This window comes from Herbaspirillum camelliae (assembly GCF_001929405.1).
Lineage (GTDB): Bacteria > Pseudomonadota > Gammaproteobacteria > Burkholderiales > Burkholderiaceae_D > Herbaspirillum > Herbaspirillum seropedicae.
The window spans coordinates 4,012,922-4,033,272 of record NZ_KV880769.1; the positions used below are offsets into that span (position 1 = coordinate 4,012,922).

Genomic DNA, 20,351 nt, shown 5'->3' on the forward strand with positions numbered 1-20,351 from the left:
CTGGAAGGCTTGCCTGCTTTTGCTTTGCAAAACGGATTTTGTTTTGCCTTGCGGCAGTTGTCCACCGAAACGGCGCGCTTCTACTAAAAGTTAGAGAATTTAAGTTAGGTAAGTTAAGGAGCGTCGAAACCCGCGCCGTTACTGGGTTTGCGGCCGTTTTTTTTGCCTGATAGCACGAGGATTCTTTGCCTGATAGCACGATACCCCTGTTGCCTGATAGCACGAGCCCGTCCACAGTTTGTCCCGCAGTTATCCCCGTGCCGTGGACGGCACGGGCCGGAACGTCAACAGCGGAGAAGAAATACCGGACACGTACTCGATGCCCAATTGGTAGCCCGGCAAGGTTTGCCGTGCCACCAGCGCGCGCAGATCGGCGGCGAAGTCGTAATACCGCGCCACGCTGCCCGATTTGCGGTACAGGTGCTGAAAGTCGAATTGCCAGCCGCCTGGCTGGCGCCCACCATGCTTCCTCACCAGTCGGTACAACCAGCGCTCGATGCCGCCCGTGAGCCGGAAGTACGCCGGGTCGATGGTGAGCACCAGTGCGGCGTCGAGCACGCCCGCATAGAACCAGTCCGGCAGGATCAGTTCGATGCCCAGCGGCGCCCCACGAGCGTCGGCCAACTCTTTCCACTCGTTGATCCATGAGAAGCGATGCAGGCGCCGCCCGGTCGTTTCGCGAATGGACGTGGCCACCGTGGTGGATTGCAAGCGATCCAACGCAGCCTTGAGGCGCTGGTAGTCGCGCAGCGACGTACTGCGCCCGATGAAGCGCAGGATCTCGTAGGGCGTGGCCTGCATCAGCCGCGACGGGCGCAAGCCCGCGTCGCGTGCTTCCACGATTTGCGATGCCGCCCAGATCAGGATGTCCGCATCCCAGATCGTGGCGATGCCGTGTTCCAGTGTTCCTTCCACACGGATCGTGACGTTGCCGCTGCGAAAGTCGATCGGCGTCGTACGCCGCGATTTCGCTAGCGAGAAGAACGGAAAGGCCATCAAGTCCTGGCTGTCGCGCGGCGCCATGTCGCCCGGCAAGGCACGGAACAGGTCGAGCTGTTCCCGCTCCTGCGGTGCGTTGGACATGGTGGTGGCCACCGGCGAGCCTCCGATCAGCGCGCACGGCTGTCGGCTGAGTGTTGCTCGGCGTATTCGGGGTCGGACGTAGTCTCGAAGCTGCGCTGGTCGGCCCAGGCATCAAGGTCGGCCACCGCGTACATGACCCGCCGGCCAAACTTGCGGAACTTCGGCCCGTTGCCGATCACGCGCTGCTTCTCCAGCGTGCGCGGCGACAGCCGCAGGTAGTCGGCAGCCTCGTCGTTGGTGAGATAGCGCTGGGGCTGTGCCGGCGTGGCGACGGCAACGGCGGCAGGTCGTAAGGGAGCGGGTCGCATGGTGAGAACCTCCATCGGTCAGCAAAGCCCAGCCACACAACGCGACCGGATGGAGGCAGTCTCAAGAAAGAGGTGCGAAGCGCAGAGGGTCGTTTTGCAATGAAGGCAAAGCGACCCTCCCCAGGTCATTCGAGCTGTGCCAGGCGGCGGTAGCCGCCGCGCATCGGCGATTGACCGCGCTGTACGAGGCGACGCACGCGCGAGCGCAGGCCACCGTCGGCGTACCAGCCGCCGGCCACGGCTTCGGCGCCGAACAGCCCAGCGGCTGTTTCTCGCAAGGAGGCGCCCGCCAGAGTCGCGTCGAGCGCCTGGAGGGTGTGCAGCTCCAGCAGCGCGGCGGGCGTGGGCCGGGAGCGGGCAGCTGCCACAGGCGCGGTTTCCGCTACTGCGGCCAGCTTGTCTAGTTCGGCCGCCATCAAGCGGTAGCGTCCGCAGGGCGCAGCGCACGCGCGGACGCCATAGAGATAGGCCATGCCATCGGCCAGGCCCGCTGCCAGTGCGAGCCGCACGCAGCAGTCGGGCCAGCGTGCCACCAACACCAAGCGCTTGCCATCGTGGATCAGATGCTTATGGCCGGGAATGCGCCAGAACTCGAAAACGTCGGCATCGGGCGGTGGATCGTCGTCCGGATAGAGTTGGAGCACAGCGTCGTGGTCGGGGAACCAGGCTGGATGCGCGTCGCGCGCATCCAGCGCCGGGTCTTCCAGCACGCGCAGCCCCCAGGCGTGTGCCGCTTCCGGCCTGCTTCGATGGCGCAGCCAGTCGCGCCGGTAGTCGGGATGGCGGCGCAGGTACTCCCAAGCCAGCGCGGGAGCGTCGAGGTGCAACACGTAGAGATACGCGGCGGTCGGATACCAGTAATCGGCGCTTCGGTCAGCCATGACGCAACCTCCTGTTCAACAGGAACGTCGCCAAGAGCGCCGGGTGCGAAAGCTACGGCATCAACGACATCAGAGCGTCATCAGAAAAACATAGATTTGAGCGGTAAAAGGCGTGTCAAGACCGATTGGCTCCGAAACCTTGCACGGGCGATCCGAGTGCGACGGTCACGCAGCTCTGGAATGGGGCTGCGTTATAGGACACCGTGCCGCAAGCCACGCCCCGCAGCCAGTCTATTTCGGCCAAGATCGCACCCGCTTGGCGCAAGAGTGCCTATCCAGACCGCAACCGTCTTGACTCTGACTGAAAAAGACTCAATGCGCCGTAACGACCTGGGTCTGGATGGCCCGCTCAGGACGCAGGTGGGGCGTTATTCCGGGATGGAACCATCGCGTTGCGCCAGCCGGACGTACTCCGATAACGGCCGCGAGGCGCCAAAATACAGGTCACGCAGGATGGGCCGCTGCTGCGGCCCGACGATGCCCGCCAGGTCGGACAGCTTGACCGTCCCGAGTGCGGGCATACCGATGCCGACGTCGATCAGCCCCCATGCTGTATCACCATCGGCCGGGTCGAGCGCGGCCAGCAGCCAGGTCGCATGCGCATCCGGCGTGAACAGTCGAACCACCGGCAGCGGATCGATGCTCTGGCTGGCGGCGCGGGCCGCGCCGTTGGCGAGCAGTCGTGTGCGTTCGTCGGCAGTGGTGAGCGGCTGGGTCATGGGCAGGAATCCCACGCATCTGCGAATGCACGAACGTGCTTTTGCGCGAAAGTGAAGAAGCACTGAACCGGCTGTGTGCTTTCGTGAGTAAGCACGAATACGCATGCCATCGAATCCGTACAGGCACAGAAATCCGAAAAGGGAATTGTGGAAGTCAGGTAAGACACGGATACGGTTCCCCGGTTCTGCCGAAATCCGCCGATACGGATTTCCGTAAAAGCACGGGAGCGGACGAAATTCAACCAATGAGTTAAATATAACGTGGTTTTAATTATTCCAAAATTGGACGCTTCTGTCTATGCAGAAGCGATCCATCCAACCCGGTCGGCCGACCGGTGCCACCACCTTCGATGCCGAATTGGCGCAAGCCTTCGGCGCGGCGGTGCGCGCGCTGCGGACGGAACGTGGGATTGCGCAAGAGTTGCTGGCGAATCTGGCGGGCGTCGAGCGTTCCCATATGGGAAAGGTCGAGCGCGGAGAGCACATGCCCACTCTGGCGATCATCTTCAAGATCGCCGGCGCACTTGAATGCAGTACCGCCGTGCTGATGACCGAGACCGAGAGCCAGCTCGCAGCGGTTAGATCGTAGTTTGCCGTGCAGAGCACGGCTGCCCCGCCGCAATGGACGGGGCGCTGAGCGGCCGTCAGGCCGCCTGGGGCTTGCTGCGCGACCAGATGAGGTTGTGCGTGCCGTCCTCTTCCTCGATCAGGCGGGCATAGATCGTCGCCGGGAACGTGGGATCGTCGAGGGTCAAGGACACGTAGGGCCGCTCGGCCTTGCTGACTTTCTTCCACGCCGCGCCGATGTCGTAGCCGCCGGCCGCCTGAACGCGGAAGTCGGGGGCGTTATCGCTTTCCTTTTCGTTGGGGATGAGCTTGACCTTGACGTTGAGCGTCAGGGTGCGGATCGTGCCGGTGAAGCCGTCTTTGTCTGCGGTGAAGGTGCCGATGGTGGCCATGATGTTTTCTCCTTGCGGTTTAACCAAGGTCGCGCCCATCGCGTCCTTGTTGTGATCCGTCAGGCGGGGGATGGGCGGGTCGCACCGCTTGCGGCCGAAACGCAGTGGAGGACCGGGAGGTGCAAAGAATTTGTCCCGCGAGGAATGCGCCGAACGCAGTGACCGCGCAGGGGAAATTGTTTGCACCGGACGGTTGCGGCCATGAAGCCCAAGGCGCAGCCGTGCCCCCGCCAGGATTCACGACAAGCCAAGGACGCATGGGCCGACTGCTCCGCAAGGAGACAGGGCCGACTCGACAGCCCAGCAGGACTGCTTCGCCGGCTTGCCCCTTGATGCAGACAAGGCCGATCACCTCAACGGAAAGCGCAAACACCCCCGCCGCATCCTGCGGCGGCATGCTTGAGGCGTGGTGTGAAAGTTCCATGGCAAGGCTGAGCGGCGTGTCCGTGAACCGTCCCGCGTGACGTTGCGTAGACGAACCACCAGCATTGAGCACGGCATCCATTTGCACAACCAAGTCCAGCAAATCAGGGCAAAACTCAGCGCCCATCGCATCGCCACGGCATGAGATCATCTAGGAAATGAGCATTATTAGGGCCTAATTGCCAAGATCGAAGGCCCGTGCCAGCTCAAACAAGCGTGCTGCAATTTAGGCTTTACGAAATGCAAAGGAAAAAAGGATTGAACATGACGGGGGAGAAAATTTTGATGGGGCAGGAGAACATCGTCCGGTATTGGCACGCAGTCGAGTTGCTTCAACCCCAATCAGCGCCCAAGCTAAAGAAACGCGGCAACGCATATAGTGCGTTCATTCACGACACGCCTATCCAGCATCCTGTTCCTCCCTGGGCTCCTGAAAGTAATGTTGTCAAACAGGCATTGCCCAAGAAGCGGGTTTGGAGCCACACACTGTATGCTCACCTGTATGACAGTCGGCTCGTCGCGGAAAAGCTGAAGGAAGCTTATGGGGCCGATCAAGGTTATCGAGAGCCACAGTTTCGAGAATCTGCGCTGTTTGCTGCGAAATTCACCATGGCCGGCCAAATGGTCGATAACAGTTTCGTACTCTCCAGTGAGGCATGGTTCCTGGGGCGGGTCCTGACTGGAAAAGACTGGACAAGGGGATTCGAGGACGATCAGAAAGCTGCCGGTGATCAGGCGAAAACATTGCTTGCAGGCCAGGTATCCGGCAACGCCCTGCGGGAGTTGACCCAATGGATTCTCCAATTCCTTGGGATAGCGGATTTTTTCGGCCATGTGGATCGCCATCTGTTCCGTTTCCGCTCTCAGCCAGTCAAGCCCAATAAGCCCGAATCGGAAGATGATCCGCTCAACAGTTTCTTGCTCGACGATCTTGCCGATGTCGCCGACAGCATCGGCAAGGGCGTGAAAAGCGCCCCCCTAGACCAATACCTCCGCCAGTACGACCCTCAGCAGCGTCTGCACGTAGATGACGACCGCGCATCCTTGCCGCTGATTGAGCGATTGATGCCGGATGCCTATCCGAATAGCTGCTGGCCCGCCGAGCGGCATCTGGGACTTGTGCATTCCCAGCAACTGGCCGTCAATACGATCCTGTCCACTCTCGCCAATGGCCAGGGAATGCTGGGCATCAACGGCCCACCAGGCACCGGTAAGACCACGCTATTACGCGACTTGATTGCGGCCATTGTCACCAGTAGAGCCGATGCACTTGCCAAGTTGCGCCGAGCCTCCGATGGGTTCGCGAGCAACGGGCGTGAAGAGGCCAATGACGGTGGCAAGCCGCAGGCTTGCTTCAGGCTCAACCCAGCGCTATATGGCTTCGAGATCGTGGTCGCCTCGTCCAATAACGGCGCCGTGGAGAATGTCACGCTCGAATTGCCCCAGCGCGACAAGATCGACGAGAGCTGGCTGCCGGATGCTGAGTATTTCGCCGATCTGGGGGAGCTGGCCAGCGGCAAACCAGCCTGGGGACTGATTTCCGGTGCATTGGGCAGCAAGGCCCGGCGGAAAACTTTCGTGGATTGCTATTTCTATGGTCAGCGTCCCTTTGGCAGCAAAGACAAGGCTGAATCGGAGGCGGAAGAAGATGCAGATGTCGAGTCAGACGAGGAAATTGAGAACGACGTAAATACCCAGATTTCCGCCCCTTCTGCTGTGGAGGAGAGTGACAGCGGCAACGACGATCACGACGATGCGGCCCCCGAAAAAGAGAAAGGCCCGCAGGGCTTCATGGGTTGGCTCAACGCGCATGCCGAGGTCAACGCGGCACGCTCATCGGAACAACGCCAAGCCTTGTGGCGGCAAGCGGTCTCCGATTACGAAGCGGCCAAGACAGAGATGCGCAAAACGTGCGCCGATGCCGTTCGCATTCGCGAGTTGATCCAGTCGATCTGCCAGACCAGAAAGAAGATCGCCGACAAATCCGAAACACTTGATGCCCTCGAACAGAAACTAGCCGACGCGCTAGCACAGCTCGTGCACCTGGATGCCGAGGAAAGCCGCCCCGCCAACTTAGCGCTCAAGCAGTGCCTGGACGCACTTAAACAACACCAAGCCCTTAAGCCGGGTTTCTGGACGAAATTATTCAGTCTTTGGAAGGCTCAACGCGACTGGAACGCAACGCAGGAATTGCTGGAAGGCGAACGTGATCTGGCCTCTGCCGAGTTCGCTCGAATAACACGCCTCACCAAGCAACTCGATATATCAAGGGAGAGCTTGGAAAAGCAGACCGCCGAGGCGCGTCGGGCACTGCTGCAATTGCAGGGTCAAGAAAAAGCTCTGACGCGAGACGCTACCGGTCTGGCCAGTGCCTGCCAAGCCGATCACCTGGTCGCCTGGCTGCAAGGCGATACCATCGGTCGCGGCGATGCCATTGAACTGGCCGAGCCCTGGCGTATTGAAGGCTGGAGACAAGCCCGCGCGCGCGTCTTCATCCAGGCACTCAAGCTCCATCGGACGTTTTTCGAGTTGGAGGCATCCCGGATGCGCTCCAACCTCTTCCTTATCAACAGTCTATTGACCGGCTCACGCTTCCAAGGTCTTTCGCGCGACGCCATCCGTTCGGCCTGGGCTTCGCTGTTCATGGTCGTTCCGGTATTGAGCAGTACCTTCGCGTCGTTTGCCCGTTCGTTCGGCTCATTGGGGGCCGGTGAAATTGGCTGGCTGCTGGTGGATGAGGCTGGTCAAGCTTCCCCGCAAGCTGCGGTGGGGGCGTTGTGGCGATCCCGGCGCGCGTTGCTGGTGGGTGATCCCCTGCAACTCAAACCCATCGTAACTGTGTCCGATGCAGTGTTAGAACACATGCGCACGCGCTACCGCGTCGATGCGCATTGGCTCCCCAACCGGCAATCAGCGCAGACGCTGGCTGACCAGGCTACCCCGTGGGGACGTATGGCAGGCCCGGCCGGTAGCAAGACTTGGGTAGGACTCCCGCTAGCCGTACATCGCCGCTGCGACAGGCCGATGCACGGGCTCGCCAATCGCATTGCCTATGACGGTACCATGGTGTACGGAACGCTTGCGCCAAGTCCCGAGAAGGAGACGCACGCCAGTTTATCGACTGGCTGGATACATGCCAGTGGCACGTCTCAAGGGAACTGGGTGCCCGCCGAAGGTAAAGCCTTGCAGGAACTGCTGGCGCTGTTGCGTGAGGATGGCGTGGAGGCCAAAGACATATCCGTCATCACCCCCTTCACAGACGTTCGGAACAATCTCAAACGAATTGTGGGCAACAAAATTGTGTTCGGCACTATTCACACCATGCAGGGCAAGGAAGCGCCGGTTGTCGTCATGGTGCTGGGTGGTAACACCGCTGGTTCAGGAGCCCGCAACTGGGCCGTTTCGGAGCCCAATCTCCTGAACGTGGCTGCAACGCGGGCCAAGCGGCGTTTCTATGTGATTGGCGACAGAAACGACTGGAAGAACCGCTCACTATTCTGTGATGTCATGGATCTTCTGCCACTCCAGAAAATCCCAACGCGCGAACAAAAACAGACGTCACTCCCTCAATAGCCACATATTGGGGGCGATTGGGTCGTTCTGCTGCATGTTTGAACTGCTGCCAGTGAAACACTGGCAGCAGCGCGGTGCTTTTGCATTGGTTGTTAAAACTGGGCGCGGCCATCGGGTCGCGCCCAGTTCTTTTTATCGGCCCCGGCGCGAGGTAGCGCCGGGGCCGCAATTTTTTCTTGGCGAACAATGCGTGGGACGACGATTATCCTTTCGTCTCGATGAGTCACTACACGGCATGCGGCAAGGCGCGGCCCGTGATGGGTGAATGTCGGTGAGGTCGGCGCGGGTCGTCCATCCGCGAGGTGGACGGTAGCCGCGCACGTCGCCTTCGCCGTGCCAGCCGCGGGCGCGTACCGTGCCAGGGGCATAGATCGCCACCATGCGCGGGCGGCTGGTGCTACGGGTCATGGGCATATCTCCTTTGAAGCGAAACGCCCCGGTCAAAGCCGGGGCGCTTGCTTTCGGCACGGGTCAAGCGGCCAGCGCCTCGGCAGGTTCATCAGCCACGGCCTCGGCATTCTCCGACGCGTCTTGCGCCGGGCCATCCTCCTGCGTAGCCTCTTGCACTGCCGAGTCTTCGGCGTTGAAGATGGCGGGCATCCAGCCGGTACCATCGGCCAACCGCTCAGCTTCGCTGGCGATATCGGCCTTCTTGAGCTTCGCCAGCCGGTTGACGTGTTCCGGCGCGTACTCGCCCACCGCTTGCAAAATCGCGGCCTTCGGCACATGCCGGAAATATCCCTCGGCTGTCGGCTGCCACCATGCGGCCATGTCGAGGCCCACGGCCTGCGCCAGTTCGTCGCCGGGCTGGTGCTGCGTTGCGCGAGGCGTCACCACGTCCACCGTCGAAGCCACGCATACGGCCAGCAGCTTGACCAGTTCGCCTTGTTCCATCGCTAGCAGCGCGGCGAACAGTTCGGCGCTATCCTCGGGCAGCTTGCCACCCCATGCATGTTGCAGTTCGCGCAGGGCGACAGCGGCGGACGATTCCGGCCAGTCCGGGGCCGGGCCTTCCAGCCGGTTTTGCACCGTGAGGCGCACGCCCAGCGGCAGGTCGGTCCCATAGTGGCTTGCCTGCAAGACGGTCTGCACCATGCCATGCGCCAGAGCGGCCAGCGCCACCTGCGGATGTCGGGCGACTTCGATTTGCAGCGCGGCGGTGCGATGCGCGCTCAAGCGCTGCGCCAGCCGGTCGGACATGGTGGAGGTTTTCGCTTCGCCTGCCGTTTCTCCTTCGTCGTCGTTCTCGGCTTCCTCACTGCCGAAACCCTGCCGCAGCCGTTCCAGCGTGCGCAGCGCCTTGGCCTCGGCCTCGCGCAGCAGCCCGCGATGAATCACGGCCTCGCCGCTGCGGTCGATGGTGACGATGGTCCCGGCTGCGGCTTTCACATTCGGGCCATAGCCCTGCAAGCCATCTTCCAGCGCCTGCAATTGTTCGCCCAGCGCCTCGCCTTGCTCTTGCAGCGCATCGGCCTTTTCTTCGTCCTCCGCGTCCAGCGCGGCATCGAGGGCAACGCCTACCTCCTGCATCTTGGTTTTCAGCTTCTCGATACGCTGCGCTTCCCGCTTGGTCGGCTCGCGGCGTTCCCTCGGCGCACGCTGGAAAGCGTGCAGGTCGGCATGGGTCACGCTGGGCGTCGCATCCACCCATGCCCAGCCTTCGGCCTTCACTTTGGCGGCGATGCCCGCCAGCTTGTCTTGCGCCAGCCGTTCCAGCAGCGCAGCATCGGTCAGATATACGCCCGCATCGTCTTCAGCGAACAGGTCGCGGCGAACACCGCCGCCCGCCTGCTCGTAGGTATCCAGCCCGACAAAGCGCACCAGCGGATGCCGGTAGGCGTCGATTTCGCGCTCGGTGAGACGTTCACGCAGCACGGACGGTTGGCGCTGCCAAGTCGGCGCATCGTAGAACGCGCTTTCCTGCGCGGTGTGGTCGTCGGTGATGGAAAGGGCCATCAACTGATCGAGCGTGACGGCATCGGCGCGGTAGTCGGCCATCAGGCGCGGTGAGACGTTCGCCAGCTTCAAGCGGCGCTGTACCACCAGCGGCGTGACGCTGAAATCCGCTGCAATGTCTTCGACGGGTCGGCCTTCGGCTACCAGCGCGGCGAACGCCTCGAACTGGTCTGCCGGGTGCATGGCTTCGCGCTGCACGTTCTCGGTGAGGCTGGCGGTGCGGGCCGTGCCATCGGCCACCAGCAGGCAAGGCACCTCCCATTCCTTCGGGATGCGGTGCTTCTTCGCCAGCAGCTTGAGGGCTGCGAGGCGACGGCCACCGGCCACGACTTCATAATGCTCGCCATCGGCGGCGGTAATTACGATGAGGTTTTGCAGCAGGCCCACGCGCTGGATGGACGCGGCCAGTTCGGGGATGGACATGCGCGGGGTCTTGCGCACGTTGCGGCCCGTGGGTCGCAGCACCAGCCGCGACAGGGGAACCAGAATCAGGTTCTTGCTCGGGTCGGCGGCTTCCAGCGGGATAGCGGCGGCGGTGTTGATGGCGCGGGCTTCGGTTTGGGTAATGGCGTTCATGGTGTATCTCCAATCAAATGAAACAAGGAATGGAGGGGAAACCGCCCCTCCGGCGGGAGGGACGATTCAGGCTTTGAGGGCGCGCATGCCATCGGCCAGCAGCCACAGGGCGCGGTTCAGACGGATGTTTTGGTCAATGCCCTGCACCGGGCGCGTGCTCTGCCTGCGGCCATTCGCGGCGCGGCCATGCAATCCGCCCTTGGTCAAGTTCTCCTGGGCGCGGTTGAACACGCTCCACAGGTCGGGGCGGCGGTCGTCGAACCGTCGCGGCATCAGGATTTGCGATTCGGTGATAGGTGCGGGCTTGTCCGGGTCGTCGTACTTGAGGGCCAGCGCGGCACGAGCAAACACTTCGGATTCGCCATCGTCCAGCGTGATGCCGCGCATCAGGTCGCGGGACTCCTTCACCTGCTCGAAACCGCTTAACACTTGGTAAGCGCCTTCGATGACGAGTCCGGCCACGTCGCCTTTGTGGGGGACACGCACATCTGCCACGGTGTCGCCGCAGACAAGGCCATTGCTGCAAACGAAGCGGAACATCCCGGCCAGCATCTGATAGCTACTCGTCCCGTCATGGGAATTGAGTAGCACGATTTCATTGGCTTCCGAGCCGTTGATCTGGCTGGCGTGGCGCAAGCGCAGCATGTGTTTTGTGTGCTCGCGCTTGCCTTCATCGCGCACGCGGGTCTGCGTCACCATGAAAGGCTGAAAGCCTTCATTGCGCAGTTCGGTCAGCACGGCGGCGGTGGGGATGTAGCTGTACCGCTCGGAACGGCTCTCATGCGGGGCGTCCGCGAAGATGGACGGGGCCACGCGGCGGATTTGGTCATCTGACAGCGGGGAATCGCTGCGCAGCGACGGGGAACGGGAAGCGAAACGGGATGCGAGTTGCATGATCTTTCTCCTGACAAAAAAGGGTTTGCTGTTCACACCGCACACCGGATTCCAAGATTCGGAGCCCAGCCTTTCGGCTGTTCGGTGCGGTCGGCACGAAGAACCCGGTTGGCCTCGTTGCCGCCGTCTTTCCTGAGTTCATCGCCCGCGACGGTCAGGAGCGCGCGGACGGGTGTCGTCAAGGAAACAAGCGCAGGGTTGGTGCGGCCCGCAGGCGCAGCCGAGGACACGGCCCTGTGCGCCTTGACGGCACACGACCGCGGGCTACAGTCGCGAGCAAGGTGATGGAGTCAGGAGAGATGGCTGGACAGGCAACGGCCATCCCTGTGTGCCGACCGCACGGCAAGCGAAGCGCGCAGGCCCGGATCGGGAAGCCGGGCCGAAGGCGTCAGCCGAGCGGAGCGAGGGAACGATGGAAGCCCGAATGGGGCGAGACGCCGCAGGTGGCTCGATGCAAAGCACGACAGCGCGACCGGCCGCACCTCCTTGGCCGGGGACGCCCATATGTCGTTATCAATTGGATAACGCGGGTACCTCAGAGACTATCTGGTGTTAATTGCTGGGGTACCGACAAGCTTGCCTTGGTTCTGTACGCTGTGAAGTGTTAGATAAATCAAGGATCGAGCATGAGTTCATTGCAACCAACAAACGCGCAGCAAACCTGCGAAAACCTTCTTCTGGAGGGAAAGCGCTACAACATCGAGCACCACATCTTGCCCAGCGAAAACGCCGTTGTGGATCGGCTGTTGAGGCGTGGAATCGAGCTGCGCGATGCCTACGAAGAATTGCACGACAAACTCCATGCGCGTCCGCCAGCGCTCCAGGTCTTTCTTGGCTTGGTGTTGAGTACGGCTGCGTTCTGGAATCCGGAGAAGATGCAGGAGGCGCGCGCCGCACGCAGCGATCTCGCCAACGTCAACCAGCAGATTGCAAGGAAGACGGCCGAACTGGCGATGCTGCTGGAGCAGCGCTCCGATCTCCACGACACATCCGGCTTCAGCAGCGACACCCATTACCACGTTTGCAACGTCATCGAAGCAGCGTCTCAGAACAACTATCTGTTCCAGTCCTACGTCCAAGAGAAGCTGGGCGCCCTTCGTGGGCAGTTCGATCTGAAATACTGGCCATCCTTGGGCGAGTTCATGCAGGAACTCGCCTCCGACGCGGAAAAGGCTGTCCTGGCGGCCACGGACCCGTTGACGGCCGCCGCCACAGCGGCGGCGCGCCCGTCACGCGCAGACTTCTTCAAGGCGCTGTTCGCCGCCATCGAGGAGAACAGCGCGGAGAGTTACGGCCAACTGCCAAGGGGGGGCAAGCTCACCGACCGGACGCTGGCCTCGTTGGCAAACTGCGCCCTGGACTTGGGGCCAGACGATCTGGTCGATGACGCGTACATGAAGCGACTCCGCCAGCGCGAACGCAACGGGAACAAATAACAGCGCCGGGCGCAGCAAAAAGGGGGCAAAGCCCCCTCGGTCAGAGCAGGCCACGCTCTGCGAATGACGTGGTGGCCTCGCCGCCGACGACAATGTGATCCAGTGTACGCACGTCCACCAGCGCCAGGGCTTCCTTGAGGCGCTGGGTCAGCAGCTTGTCCGCATGGCTCGGCTCGGAATTTCCGCTCGGATGATTGTGCGAAAAGATCACGGCCGCAGCGTTGTGTTGCAGTGCCGTTTTCACGACTTCGCGCGGATACACCGATGCCTGGTCGATGGTGCCGCGGAACATCTCCACGCATTCGATCAGACGGTTCTGGCTGTCGAGGAACAGCGCAGCGAAAACCTCATGCTCGAAGCTGGCCAGCTTGGTGCGCAGATAGTCCTTGACCAGCGCCGGTGAAGTAAACAACGTCCCACGCGCAATCTTCTGGTCGATGATATACCGCGCAGCTTCCAGAATTTGGTCGGCAGTTGCCGGCAGATAACGCCCCTGGACGTCACGCACCAGCAGCGAGGAATCGAGGGACAGAGAAAGTTGCGACATGATCGTGCTCCGGTTGCTCGGGCGGAATTGCCCGAGACCGGCCCCACACGCTGCAGCGCAGTTGTCAGGGTTCGCAGACAACCGGCAGGACGCAAGCGCACACCGTGCGCGTAGACCTTGACAGCGAGAACAGCGTGGTACGGTGAAGGGAACAGCAAGTCCACCTCTACACACTCCATGACCTATGGGCAAGCGCAGCGCGCAGGACGGGAGCGCAGAATCGGCCGGAGGCGTCAGAGATCAAAGCCGCATGGCCATGACTCGGCACGAGGCATGGGGCGTAGCCCGCGAGCCCGACGGCGGCACGCTGGGACGTTCAAACTGTTGTCATATGCAAGAACATTGTCCAAGAAGCCCACTCTTGACTACCCAATAACTCCCAACAAAGGAATCGGTTTGTTACTATTGATAAAAAGTGAGCAGCAATGACTTGGGCATCAGGGGAATGCAACCGGCGCGGGCCAAGCAAAATTGGTACTAGCTTAAATTCCTTCATGTCATGTCTGGCGACTCAAACGAAGAACAACGGACATAGGGACTAAAGCCTGGGAGAGGCTTCCACCGATCAGTATTCCGCCGGCGAACAAGGGCTGGGATATATCTATCAGCCTCGCTTTGCACTGCTTAGACTCTTGCAGTTGCCGGAAAACACGTCAGTTTTAATTGAAAAAGACGATGATCTTGACTTCCTTGACAAGGATGGCGTCAAAACACTTGCCTCGCTCAAGCACAAGGGCGTTGGTGATCGGTTGACAGACCTTTCAACGGACTTCTGGAAGTCGGTCCGAATCTGGCTGTCCCGCTATAACCGTGATGGGCGCAGCGAAGCAAGTCTCCGCTTCTTCCTGTTTTCGACGGGCACGGTTTCAGATACCTCGTTTTTACAGCGCTTCCTGCTGGAACCACCGGCAGACGACGCGGCTGCATCCCTATCACAGGTTGCAGCCGACGTTCTGGCCAAGTCCGAATCGAAGCTCATTGGTGAAATCGCCACCGAGTTCCACAAACTCAACGATGACGAAAAGGAAGATTTCCTTTCGCGCATCGTGATCTTTGATGGAGGTCCTCGCATCGAGGATGTGCCTTCAATTGTCAAAGATCAGCACATGCGTAGCATCCGGCGCGACAACCGCGATGCCATCTTCGAGCGCCTCGAAGGTTGGTGGAATGACACCATCGTCAACCTGTTGGCCGGCAAGCGAGCAGAAGCCGTCTTCGGTTACGAAATCTCAGACAAGCTTTCCACGTTTGCTGAGGAGTACAAATCAGACAACCTTCCGATCACCTTCAGGGGAAAAGTGCCCGCTGGGGAAATCGACGCAGATAATGATCCGCGCCTGTTTGTTGTCCAACTGCGAGAAATTGGTATTGCCTCCAACCGCATTCGCAACGCCATATTGGACTACTACCGAGCTTTCGAGCAGCGGTCTTCCTGGGCTCGCCAAAACCTTCTTGTCTCGGGAGAAATGGAAGAGTACGAAGACCGCCTTATTGATGAATGGAGTCGCTACCGGGATGTGGTCTTTGAGGAACTTGATGAGGACAGTGCCGATGCAGTTCTTTTGAAAGCGGGAAAAGCGCTGTATCAATGGGCTGACTTGGAGAGCGGCAATAGCAGTACCCTTCGCATTCGGGAGCGTGTGACCGAGCCCTATGTTGTGCGCGGCGGATTCCATATCCTTGCAAACAGCCGACCACTTCCAAGGGTCTATTGGCACCCACGTTTCCTCAGCCGTGTCGGCCAGTTGTTGGGGGCTGCGGAATGAAAAGATGGGATCAACGACCATTTGAAGTCAAGAATCTTTTCAATCCCGCATTCTGCGGCCTAGTTCTATTCAGGGCATTGCAAGGCTATGAGGAGGAGGACCCCGACGGCATGCCGTTCTCTCTTGCGCTGTTGGTACTGCCGCTGTGTTTGCAGAAAGACGCTCGTGAAGTGATTGCGGGCAGTTCTCGCAGTTATCTTTTGAAAATCGCCGAAAAGAATCCTCAGTTGCTGGTTGGCTTCGCTGACCGTGCCCGCGACCTGCTGCCGTTTGCGCTCGAAGCTTTCGGCGTGCTGATGGAGCGAGGATGTTTTGTCGTGTCGCCAGATGGCAGATTGAAGACTGTGCCGAAACGCGTTCGGAAATCCGTGACAGGGACCGATGAGTCCATCTCCTGCCAGCGCGTCGCACGCATTGTTGGAAAAGAATTTGCCCGCATCGCAGACCGCGTGACGGTGTACACGACTTTTGGAATACGCCCATGAAAATCAAATCGATTCATATCTACAGTCATGACGGGCAGCGCCGAGATCTTCAGTTCAAGGTGGACGGTCTGAACGTCATCACCGGTCGCTCCTCCACCGGGAAATCGGCACTCTCCGAAATCATCGAATACTGTATGGGGCGCTCAACCTTCAATGTCCCGGAAGGCATTATTCGTGACAAGGTGGCATGGTTCGCCGTGATCTATCAGTTCGCCCAGGAACAGGTACTGATTGCAAAGCCCACGCCGACCGCCGGTGGTACAAGCTGCAGTACCGCCATGCTGCGAAGGGGCAATCAACTGGCAGCCCCTGACTTTAAGGAATTGGCGGCCAATACCGACGACGATGCGGTGGTTGCGTTGCTATCGCGATTGTTGGGTGTCCCGGAGAACCGTACTGATGTTGCGATCGAACACAGCCGGGAAAGCTATGACGCGAACGTCAAGCACACGTACTACTACCTATTTCAGAAGCAAGGCATCGTTGCCAACAAGGATCAACTTTTCTATCGTCAGAATGAAACTTTTCAGCCACAGGCGATCCGCGACACGTTGCCAGATCCTTCTGGGCATTTCTTCCAATGACCGGTACGAGCTGGAAGCCAAGCTGCGCGCGGCGCAGCGAGAGCTGAAGCTTAACGCAAAGCTCCTCGAACAGGCTCGGGATGCCATCGATACATCCCAGCAGAAAGGAATCGGCCTTTTCTCGGAGGCCAAGGCGGTTGGCATCATCGCGCCGGAGAATCAACAGGCTGGGCCGGATGGCGTGATCGACGCCTTGCGTACTGCCCTGGAATGGAAACCGGCCTCAGTTCCCGACGACGACGGTCAAAGAATATCTCGACTCGAAGAAGAGATTAGCCAACTACGCAAGGATCGGCGAGAGGCGCAATCCAGGGTTGATGCTGCCCGCCAGTTCTCCAAGCGGGCTGGCGGTTTTGAAAGTGAGGCGCTGGAGCAAAAAGATCGACTCGCTTCAATCAAGGCTCTTCCCAAGAACCCTGAGACCGGTGAATGGCAGTGGCCATTTTGCGAAGCGAACCTGGCTCTGGAGTCCCCTGTTGCGCAAGTGCTCCTCAAAGAACTGGCAACACTCGACGAAGAAATGAGCATTGTCGCGGGTCAACGCCCAAAATTGGAGGCGTACCTTGCCGAACAGGATGACAAAGTACGAGAGGTCGTGGACGCGATAAAGAATAAGGAAGCGGAGTTGTCTGCTGCGATCGCGGCCAACGAAGTGATCGCGCAAATGGGAACGCGTAACAATGCAGCGGCACGGGTTGTTGGCCGCATCAGTTTGTTCCTGGAAAATCTTGTGCCCAATACGGAGTTGGTTTCGCGCGAAGCAGAGCATCGGCGCCTGAAGTTCAAGGTTGAGGAGTTGGAGAAGAAAGTCGGTGCTGATGACAGCCACGAACGACTAACTTCGATTTTGAATAACATCTCTGCGCAGGTGTCACGGTACATCCAAACCTTCGAGGCGGAGTTCAGCGCTTTCCCCGCACGGCTTGATCTCAACCATCTCACCATCGTTTTTGACCGCCCGGATCGTCCGGTTCCCATGAGCCGCACCGGTGGTGGCGAAAATCATCTGGCCTACCACCTCTCCGCATTATTGGCACTGCATCTTTTCGCATCGAAAAATAATTGCCCGGTCCCTCAGTTCCTGCTTATCGACCAGCCAACCCAAGTCTATTTCCCTTCGGAGAAGGTCTATAAAGAAGCGGATGGAACTGTCCAGAAAACGGAGGCAGACGCCGACTTGGCAGCGGTCCGCCGACTATTCGAGTTATTGTTGAATTTCACGAAAGAGGATGTCCCTGGCTTCCAACTCATCGTGACAGAACATGCCAATCTTCGGGACCAGTGGTTCCAAGATTCCTTGGTCGAGCAGCCATGGACCAAACCGCCAGCGCTGGTGCCGGAAGATTGGCCCTTGATGTCTAAGTCAACGTCTTGACCAGAAGAACTGAATGGGGAACCATGACTAACAAGATTCCGAATTCCGTCATTAGAGCCGTATATTCCGTTCAACAAGAAGATGGAGGAGGGAATGAAAAATGAACCGGCTGGCTCTACCTGGAAGAAGTGGGACTTGCATGTCCACACGCCATCGTCGATTGTTCACAACTACCCTGGGACGAACGAAGAAGCTTGGGACGCTTTCCTGCTCGACCTAGAAGCTCTGCCGGCGGAATTCAAGGTAATTGGCATCAACGACTACATCTTCATTGACGGCTACGAACGCGTGCGCAAGGCCAAACTAGAGCAAGGCAGGCTGAAAAACATTGACCTCGTGCTGCCAGTAATCGAGCTGCGCCTGGACAAGTTTGCCGGAGTGGTCAAGAAGGACAAGGACGGAACTTATTCTCAATCCGGCTGGAACCGCATCAACCTGCACGTCGTATTCGACGCGCTGGACCCTGAGGTCATTCGGCAGCAATTCCTAGGCTCCCTGGCCCCCAGCTACCAGCTAATTTCCGATTCCACCAATTGGAATGGAAAATGGAAGGGAGTCATAACCCGAGACAGCCTGGCCGAGCTCGGGCAAATGATCATCGACTCGGCGCCGGCCGAGAAGAAAGCTGACTACGCGCCGCCCCTGCAGGAGGGCTTCAACAACCTGTGCGTGAGCCTGGAGAAGGTCGTCGAGGCGCTCGACCGACACTATCTCGCAGGCAAATACTTGATTGCAATTGGCAAGACCGAATGGGACAACCTAAAATGGGACGACCAATCCATCGCCGAAAAGCGCAACATCATCAACCAAGCCGATTTGGTTTTCACCGCCGCGGCCAACCCCGCCGCCTATGACGCTGCGAGAAAGAAGCTTTCGGGTTCCAGTGTCAAGGCCACGCTGCTCGACTGCTCCGACGCCCACGCCCTGAGCAGCTCGGCGGACAAAGATCGCGTCGGCAACTGCTTCACCTGGATCAAAGCCGATCCAACCTTTGATGGACTGGTGCAGGCCATCACCGAATTCGAAGACCGGGTGTTCATCGGCGACACGCCGCCCAAGCGGCTGCTTGTTGAGGCCAATCGCACGAAATACGTGTCCAAGATTCGGGTCAATCGCAAGCCCGGTTCCTCGCTCGCCGACACTTGGTTTGATATTGACATGCCGCTGAGCCACGACTTGGTCGCCATCATCGGTAACAAGGGCAGCGGGAAGAGTGCCATGGCCGACATCGCAGCGCTGGCGGGTGACACCAAAAACTTCAAGAGCTTTTCATTTCTGAACGATAAGCGCTTCAGAAACCCACGAAACAAGCTCGCCCCTCACTTCGTCGGTGCGCTCGGTTGGCACGACGGCACAGAGTCGGAGCGACATCTCGACCAAGACCCACCAGACACTAGCGTGGAGCGGGTCAAGTATCTGCCGCAAAGCTACCTTGAGACGCTGTGTAACGAGCTTGGTGATGGCGGCTCAGCGACGTTTGACACCGAGCTGCGCAAGATCATTTACACGCACGTCCCGGAAGAGGCCCGCTTGGGCTACAACTCCATGGATGAGCTGCTAAATTTCAAAGTCGCCGAGATCGACAGTGCGCGCGAGCAAGTGCTCAAAGAAATCTCGAAGGCCCGACGTCCCCCCAGATTTGAGTAGCGGCCCGGTTTCGAGTCCAATCCCCACGAGAAGGAGATTGGACGTGAAGAAGCGTTTTTCCGAAGAGCAGATCATTGGTTTCCTGCGTGAGGTCGAGGCCGGCATGCCGGTCAAGGACCTGTGCCGCAAGCACGGTTTCAGTGAGGCCTCGTACTATCTGTGGCGCAGCAAGTTCGGTGGCATGAGCGTGCCGGAGGCCAAACGGCTGAAGGACCTGGAGACTGAGAACGGCCGGCTGAAGAAGCTGCTAGCCGAGCAGCTTCTGGAAAATGAGGTGATTAAAGACGCTCTGCGAAAAAAATGGTGAGCGCACCGGACCGGCGCGAGCTGGTGCGCTATCTGATCGGCCGGGAGCTGAGCGAGCGCCGTTCGCTGGCGATTGCCGGCATGAGTGCAAGCGCGTACCGCTACGAGCCGCGCCCCGACCGTAACGTCGAACTGCGCGAGATCATCTGCGCGCTGGCGAATCGCCATAAACGCTATGGCGTGGGCATGATCTACCTGAAGCTTCGCCAAGCCGGGCACGCGGTGAATTACAAGCGGGTCGAGCGCCTGTATCAAGAGGCCAGCCTCCAGGTGCGGCGCCGCAAGCGAAAGAAAGTCCCGCCGGCCGAAAGGCAGCCACTGCTTCGCCCGGCGGCTGCGAACGAGGTCTGGTCGATGGATTTCGTGTTTGACCGCACAGCCGAAGGTCGCATCATCAAATGCCTGACGATCGTCGACGACGCGACGCACGAGGCCGTCGCCATCGAAATCGAGAGAGCCATCTCGGGCATCGGCGTGACGCGGGTCATGGACCGCCTGGCGATCGCGCGTGGTCTCCCGAAGGTGATTCGCAGCGATAACGGAAAGGAGTTCTGTGGCAAGGCCATGGTCGCCTGGGCTCACGAACGTGGTGTGCAGCTGCGGCTTATCGAGCCGGGCAAGCCTAACCAGAACGCCTACATCGAATCGTTCAACGGACGGCTACGCGACGAATGCCTCAACGAGCACTGGTTTCCCAGCCTTTTGCACGCGCGAACAGAAATCGAAAACTGGCGCCGTGAATACAACGAGGAGCGACCGAAAAAAGCACTGGGCGGGCTGACGCCCGCCGCCTACGCAAAACAGTTACAGTAAATCCCGGACTCAAACCGGAC

Annotated in this window: 17 protein-coding genes and 1 pseudogene; 9 read left to right on the forward strand and 9 right to left on the reverse strand. The window is 59.7% G+C overall.

Going from position 1 to position 20,351, the window contains the following annotated elements:
• Window positions 1-249: 249 nt before the first annotated feature.
• From BGK68_RS18115 to BGK68_RS18130, 4 genes are all read right to left on the reverse strand, one after another.
• Entirely contained in the window at window positions 250-1,083 is an 834-nt protein-coding gene (locus tag BGK68_RS18115; RefSeq protein WP_143433212.1) for a replication initiator protein A, read from the reverse strand.
• A 26-nt stretch (window positions 1,084-1,109) separates the two neighbouring features.
• On the reverse strand, window positions 1,110-1,391 hold the full coding sequence (locus tag BGK68_RS18120; RefSeq protein WP_075258227.1) for a helix-turn-helix transcriptional regulator: 282 nt from the start codon (window positions 1,389-1,391) through the stop codon (window positions 1,110-1,112).
• A 125-nt stretch (window positions 1,392-1,516) separates the two neighbouring features.
• Window positions 1,517-2,272 carry a DUF2285 domain-containing protein gene (locus tag BGK68_RS18125; RefSeq protein WP_075258228.1) on the reverse strand — a complete coding sequence of 252 codons (756 nt, stop codon included), beginning with the start codon at window positions 2,270-2,272 and terminating at the stop codon, window positions 1,517-1,519.
• 368 nt (window positions 2,273-2,640) lie between these two features.
• The gene (locus BGK68_RS18130; RefSeq protein WP_075258229.1) at window positions 2,641-2,991 is read right to left on the reverse strand and encodes a DUF2958 domain-containing protein; all 351 of its coding nucleotides are present in this window, start codon (window positions 2,989-2,991) and stop codon (window positions 2,641-2,643) included.
• 298 nt (window positions 2,992-3,289) lie between these two features.
• Between BGK68_RS18130 and BGK68_RS18135 the strand changes: the two genes are divergently transcribed.
• A complete protein-coding gene (locus BGK68_RS18135) occupies window positions 3,290-3,580 on the forward strand; it encodes a helix-turn-helix domain-containing protein (RefSeq protein WP_075258230.1) in 291 nt (96 codons plus the stop codon).
• A 55-nt stretch (window positions 3,581-3,635) separates the two neighbouring features.
• Here BGK68_RS18135 and BGK68_RS18140 read toward each other — a convergent pair whose 3' ends face one another.
• Window positions 3,636-3,950 carry a DUF736 domain-containing protein gene (locus BGK68_RS18140; RefSeq protein WP_075258231.1) on the reverse strand — a complete coding sequence of 105 codons (315 nt, stop codon included), beginning with the start codon at window positions 3,948-3,950 and terminating at the stop codon, window positions 3,636-3,638.
• Between the two features lie 621 nt (window positions 3,951-4,571).
• Here BGK68_RS18140 and BGK68_RS18150 point away from each other — a divergent pair.
• On the forward strand, window positions 4,572-7,946 hold the full coding sequence (locus BGK68_RS18150) for an AAA domain-containing protein (RefSeq protein ID WP_233149338.1): 3,375 nt from the start codon (window positions 4,572-4,574) through the stop codon (window positions 7,944-7,946).
• A gap of 226 nt (window positions 7,947-8,172) precedes the next feature.
• Here the strand turns inward: BGK68_RS18150 and BGK68_RS18155 are convergent.
• The 3 genes and pseudogenes from BGK68_RS18155 to BGK68_RS18165 all read right to left on the reverse strand — a co-directional run bounded on the left by BGK68_RS18155 (window position 8,173) and on the right by BGK68_RS18165 (window position 11,372).
• A pseudogene (locus BGK68_RS18155) lies at window positions 8,173-8,354 on the reverse strand (hypothetical protein).
• A 63-nt stretch (window positions 8,355-8,417) separates the two neighbouring features.
• Window positions 8,418-10,478, reverse strand: a complete 2,061-nt coding sequence (locus BGK68_RS18160) for a ParB/RepB/Spo0J family partition protein (protein WP_075258233.1) — start codon at window positions 10,476-10,478, stop codon at window positions 8,418-8,420.
• A gap of 66 nt (window positions 10,479-10,544) precedes the next feature.
• A complete protein-coding gene (locus BGK68_RS18165) occupies window positions 10,545-11,372 on the reverse strand; it encodes a DUF932 domain-containing protein (RefSeq protein ID WP_075258234.1) in 828 nt (275 codons plus the stop codon).
• Between the two features lie 626 nt (window positions 11,373-11,998).
• Here BGK68_RS18165 and BGK68_RS18170 point away from each other — a divergent pair.
• Window positions 11,999-12,808 (forward strand): hypothetical protein, encoded by an 810-nt coding sequence (locus BGK68_RS18170; RefSeq protein ID WP_075258235.1) that lies wholly within the window; start codon window positions 11,999-12,001, stop codon window positions 12,806-12,808.
• 40 nt (window positions 12,809-12,848) lie between these two features.
• Here the strand turns inward: BGK68_RS18170 and radC are convergent, their stop codons facing one another.
• Window positions 12,849-13,355: a RadC family protein gene (gene radC / locus BGK68_RS18175; protein ID WP_075258236.1), complete on the reverse strand. Its 507-nt coding sequence runs from the start codon at window positions 13,353-13,355 to the stop codon at window positions 12,849-12,851.
• 632 nt (window positions 13,356-13,987) lie between these two features.
• Here radC and BGK68_RS18185 point away from each other — a divergent pair.
• The 6 genes from BGK68_RS18185 to BGK68_RS18210 all read left to right on the forward strand — a co-directional run bounded on the left by BGK68_RS18185 (window position 13,988) and on the right by BGK68_RS18210 (window position 20,331).
• Complete coding sequence (locus BGK68_RS18185) at window positions 13,988-15,121, forward strand: ABC-three component system protein (RefSeq protein ID WP_233149339.1); 1,134 nt, start codon at window positions 13,988-13,990, stop codon at window positions 15,119-15,121.
• On the forward strand, window positions 15,118-15,606 hold the full coding sequence (locus BGK68_RS18190) for a three component ABC system middle component (RefSeq protein ID WP_075258239.1): 489 nt from the start codon (window positions 15,118-15,120) through the stop codon (window positions 15,604-15,606). The genes BGK68_RS18185 and BGK68_RS18190 overlap by 4 nt, the downstream gene beginning before the upstream one ends.
• On the forward strand, window positions 15,603-16,190 hold the full coding sequence (locus tag BGK68_RS28390; protein ID WP_233149340.1) for a hypothetical protein: 588 nt from the start codon (window positions 15,603-15,605) through the stop codon (window positions 16,188-16,190). The genes BGK68_RS18190 and BGK68_RS28390 overlap by 4 nt, the downstream gene beginning before the upstream one ends.
• Window positions 16,123-17,565 carry a DUF3732 domain-containing protein gene (locus BGK68_RS18195; protein WP_233149341.1) on the forward strand — a complete coding sequence of 481 codons (1,443 nt, stop codon included), beginning with the start codon at window positions 16,123-16,125 and terminating at the stop codon, window positions 17,563-17,565. The genes BGK68_RS28390 and BGK68_RS18195 overlap by 68 nt, the downstream gene beginning before the upstream one ends.
• Before the next feature lie 93 nt (window positions 17,566-17,658).
• Window positions 17,659-19,212 carry a hypothetical protein gene (locus tag BGK68_RS18200; protein WP_198937228.1) on the forward strand — a complete coding sequence of 518 codons (1,554 nt, stop codon included), beginning with the start codon at window positions 17,659-17,661 and terminating at the stop codon, window positions 19,210-19,212.
• A 103-nt stretch (window positions 19,213-19,315) separates the two neighbouring features.
• Window positions 19,316-20,331 (forward strand): IS3 family transposase gene (locus BGK68_RS18210; RefSeq protein ID WP_407645732.1). Its coding sequence is split into 2 segments (ribosomal slippage): window positions 19,316-19,514 and window positions 19,514-20,331, totalling 1,017 coding nucleotides; the frame shifts between segments, so codons are not numbered across the junction.
• Window positions 20,332-20,351: the final 20 nt, after the last annotated feature.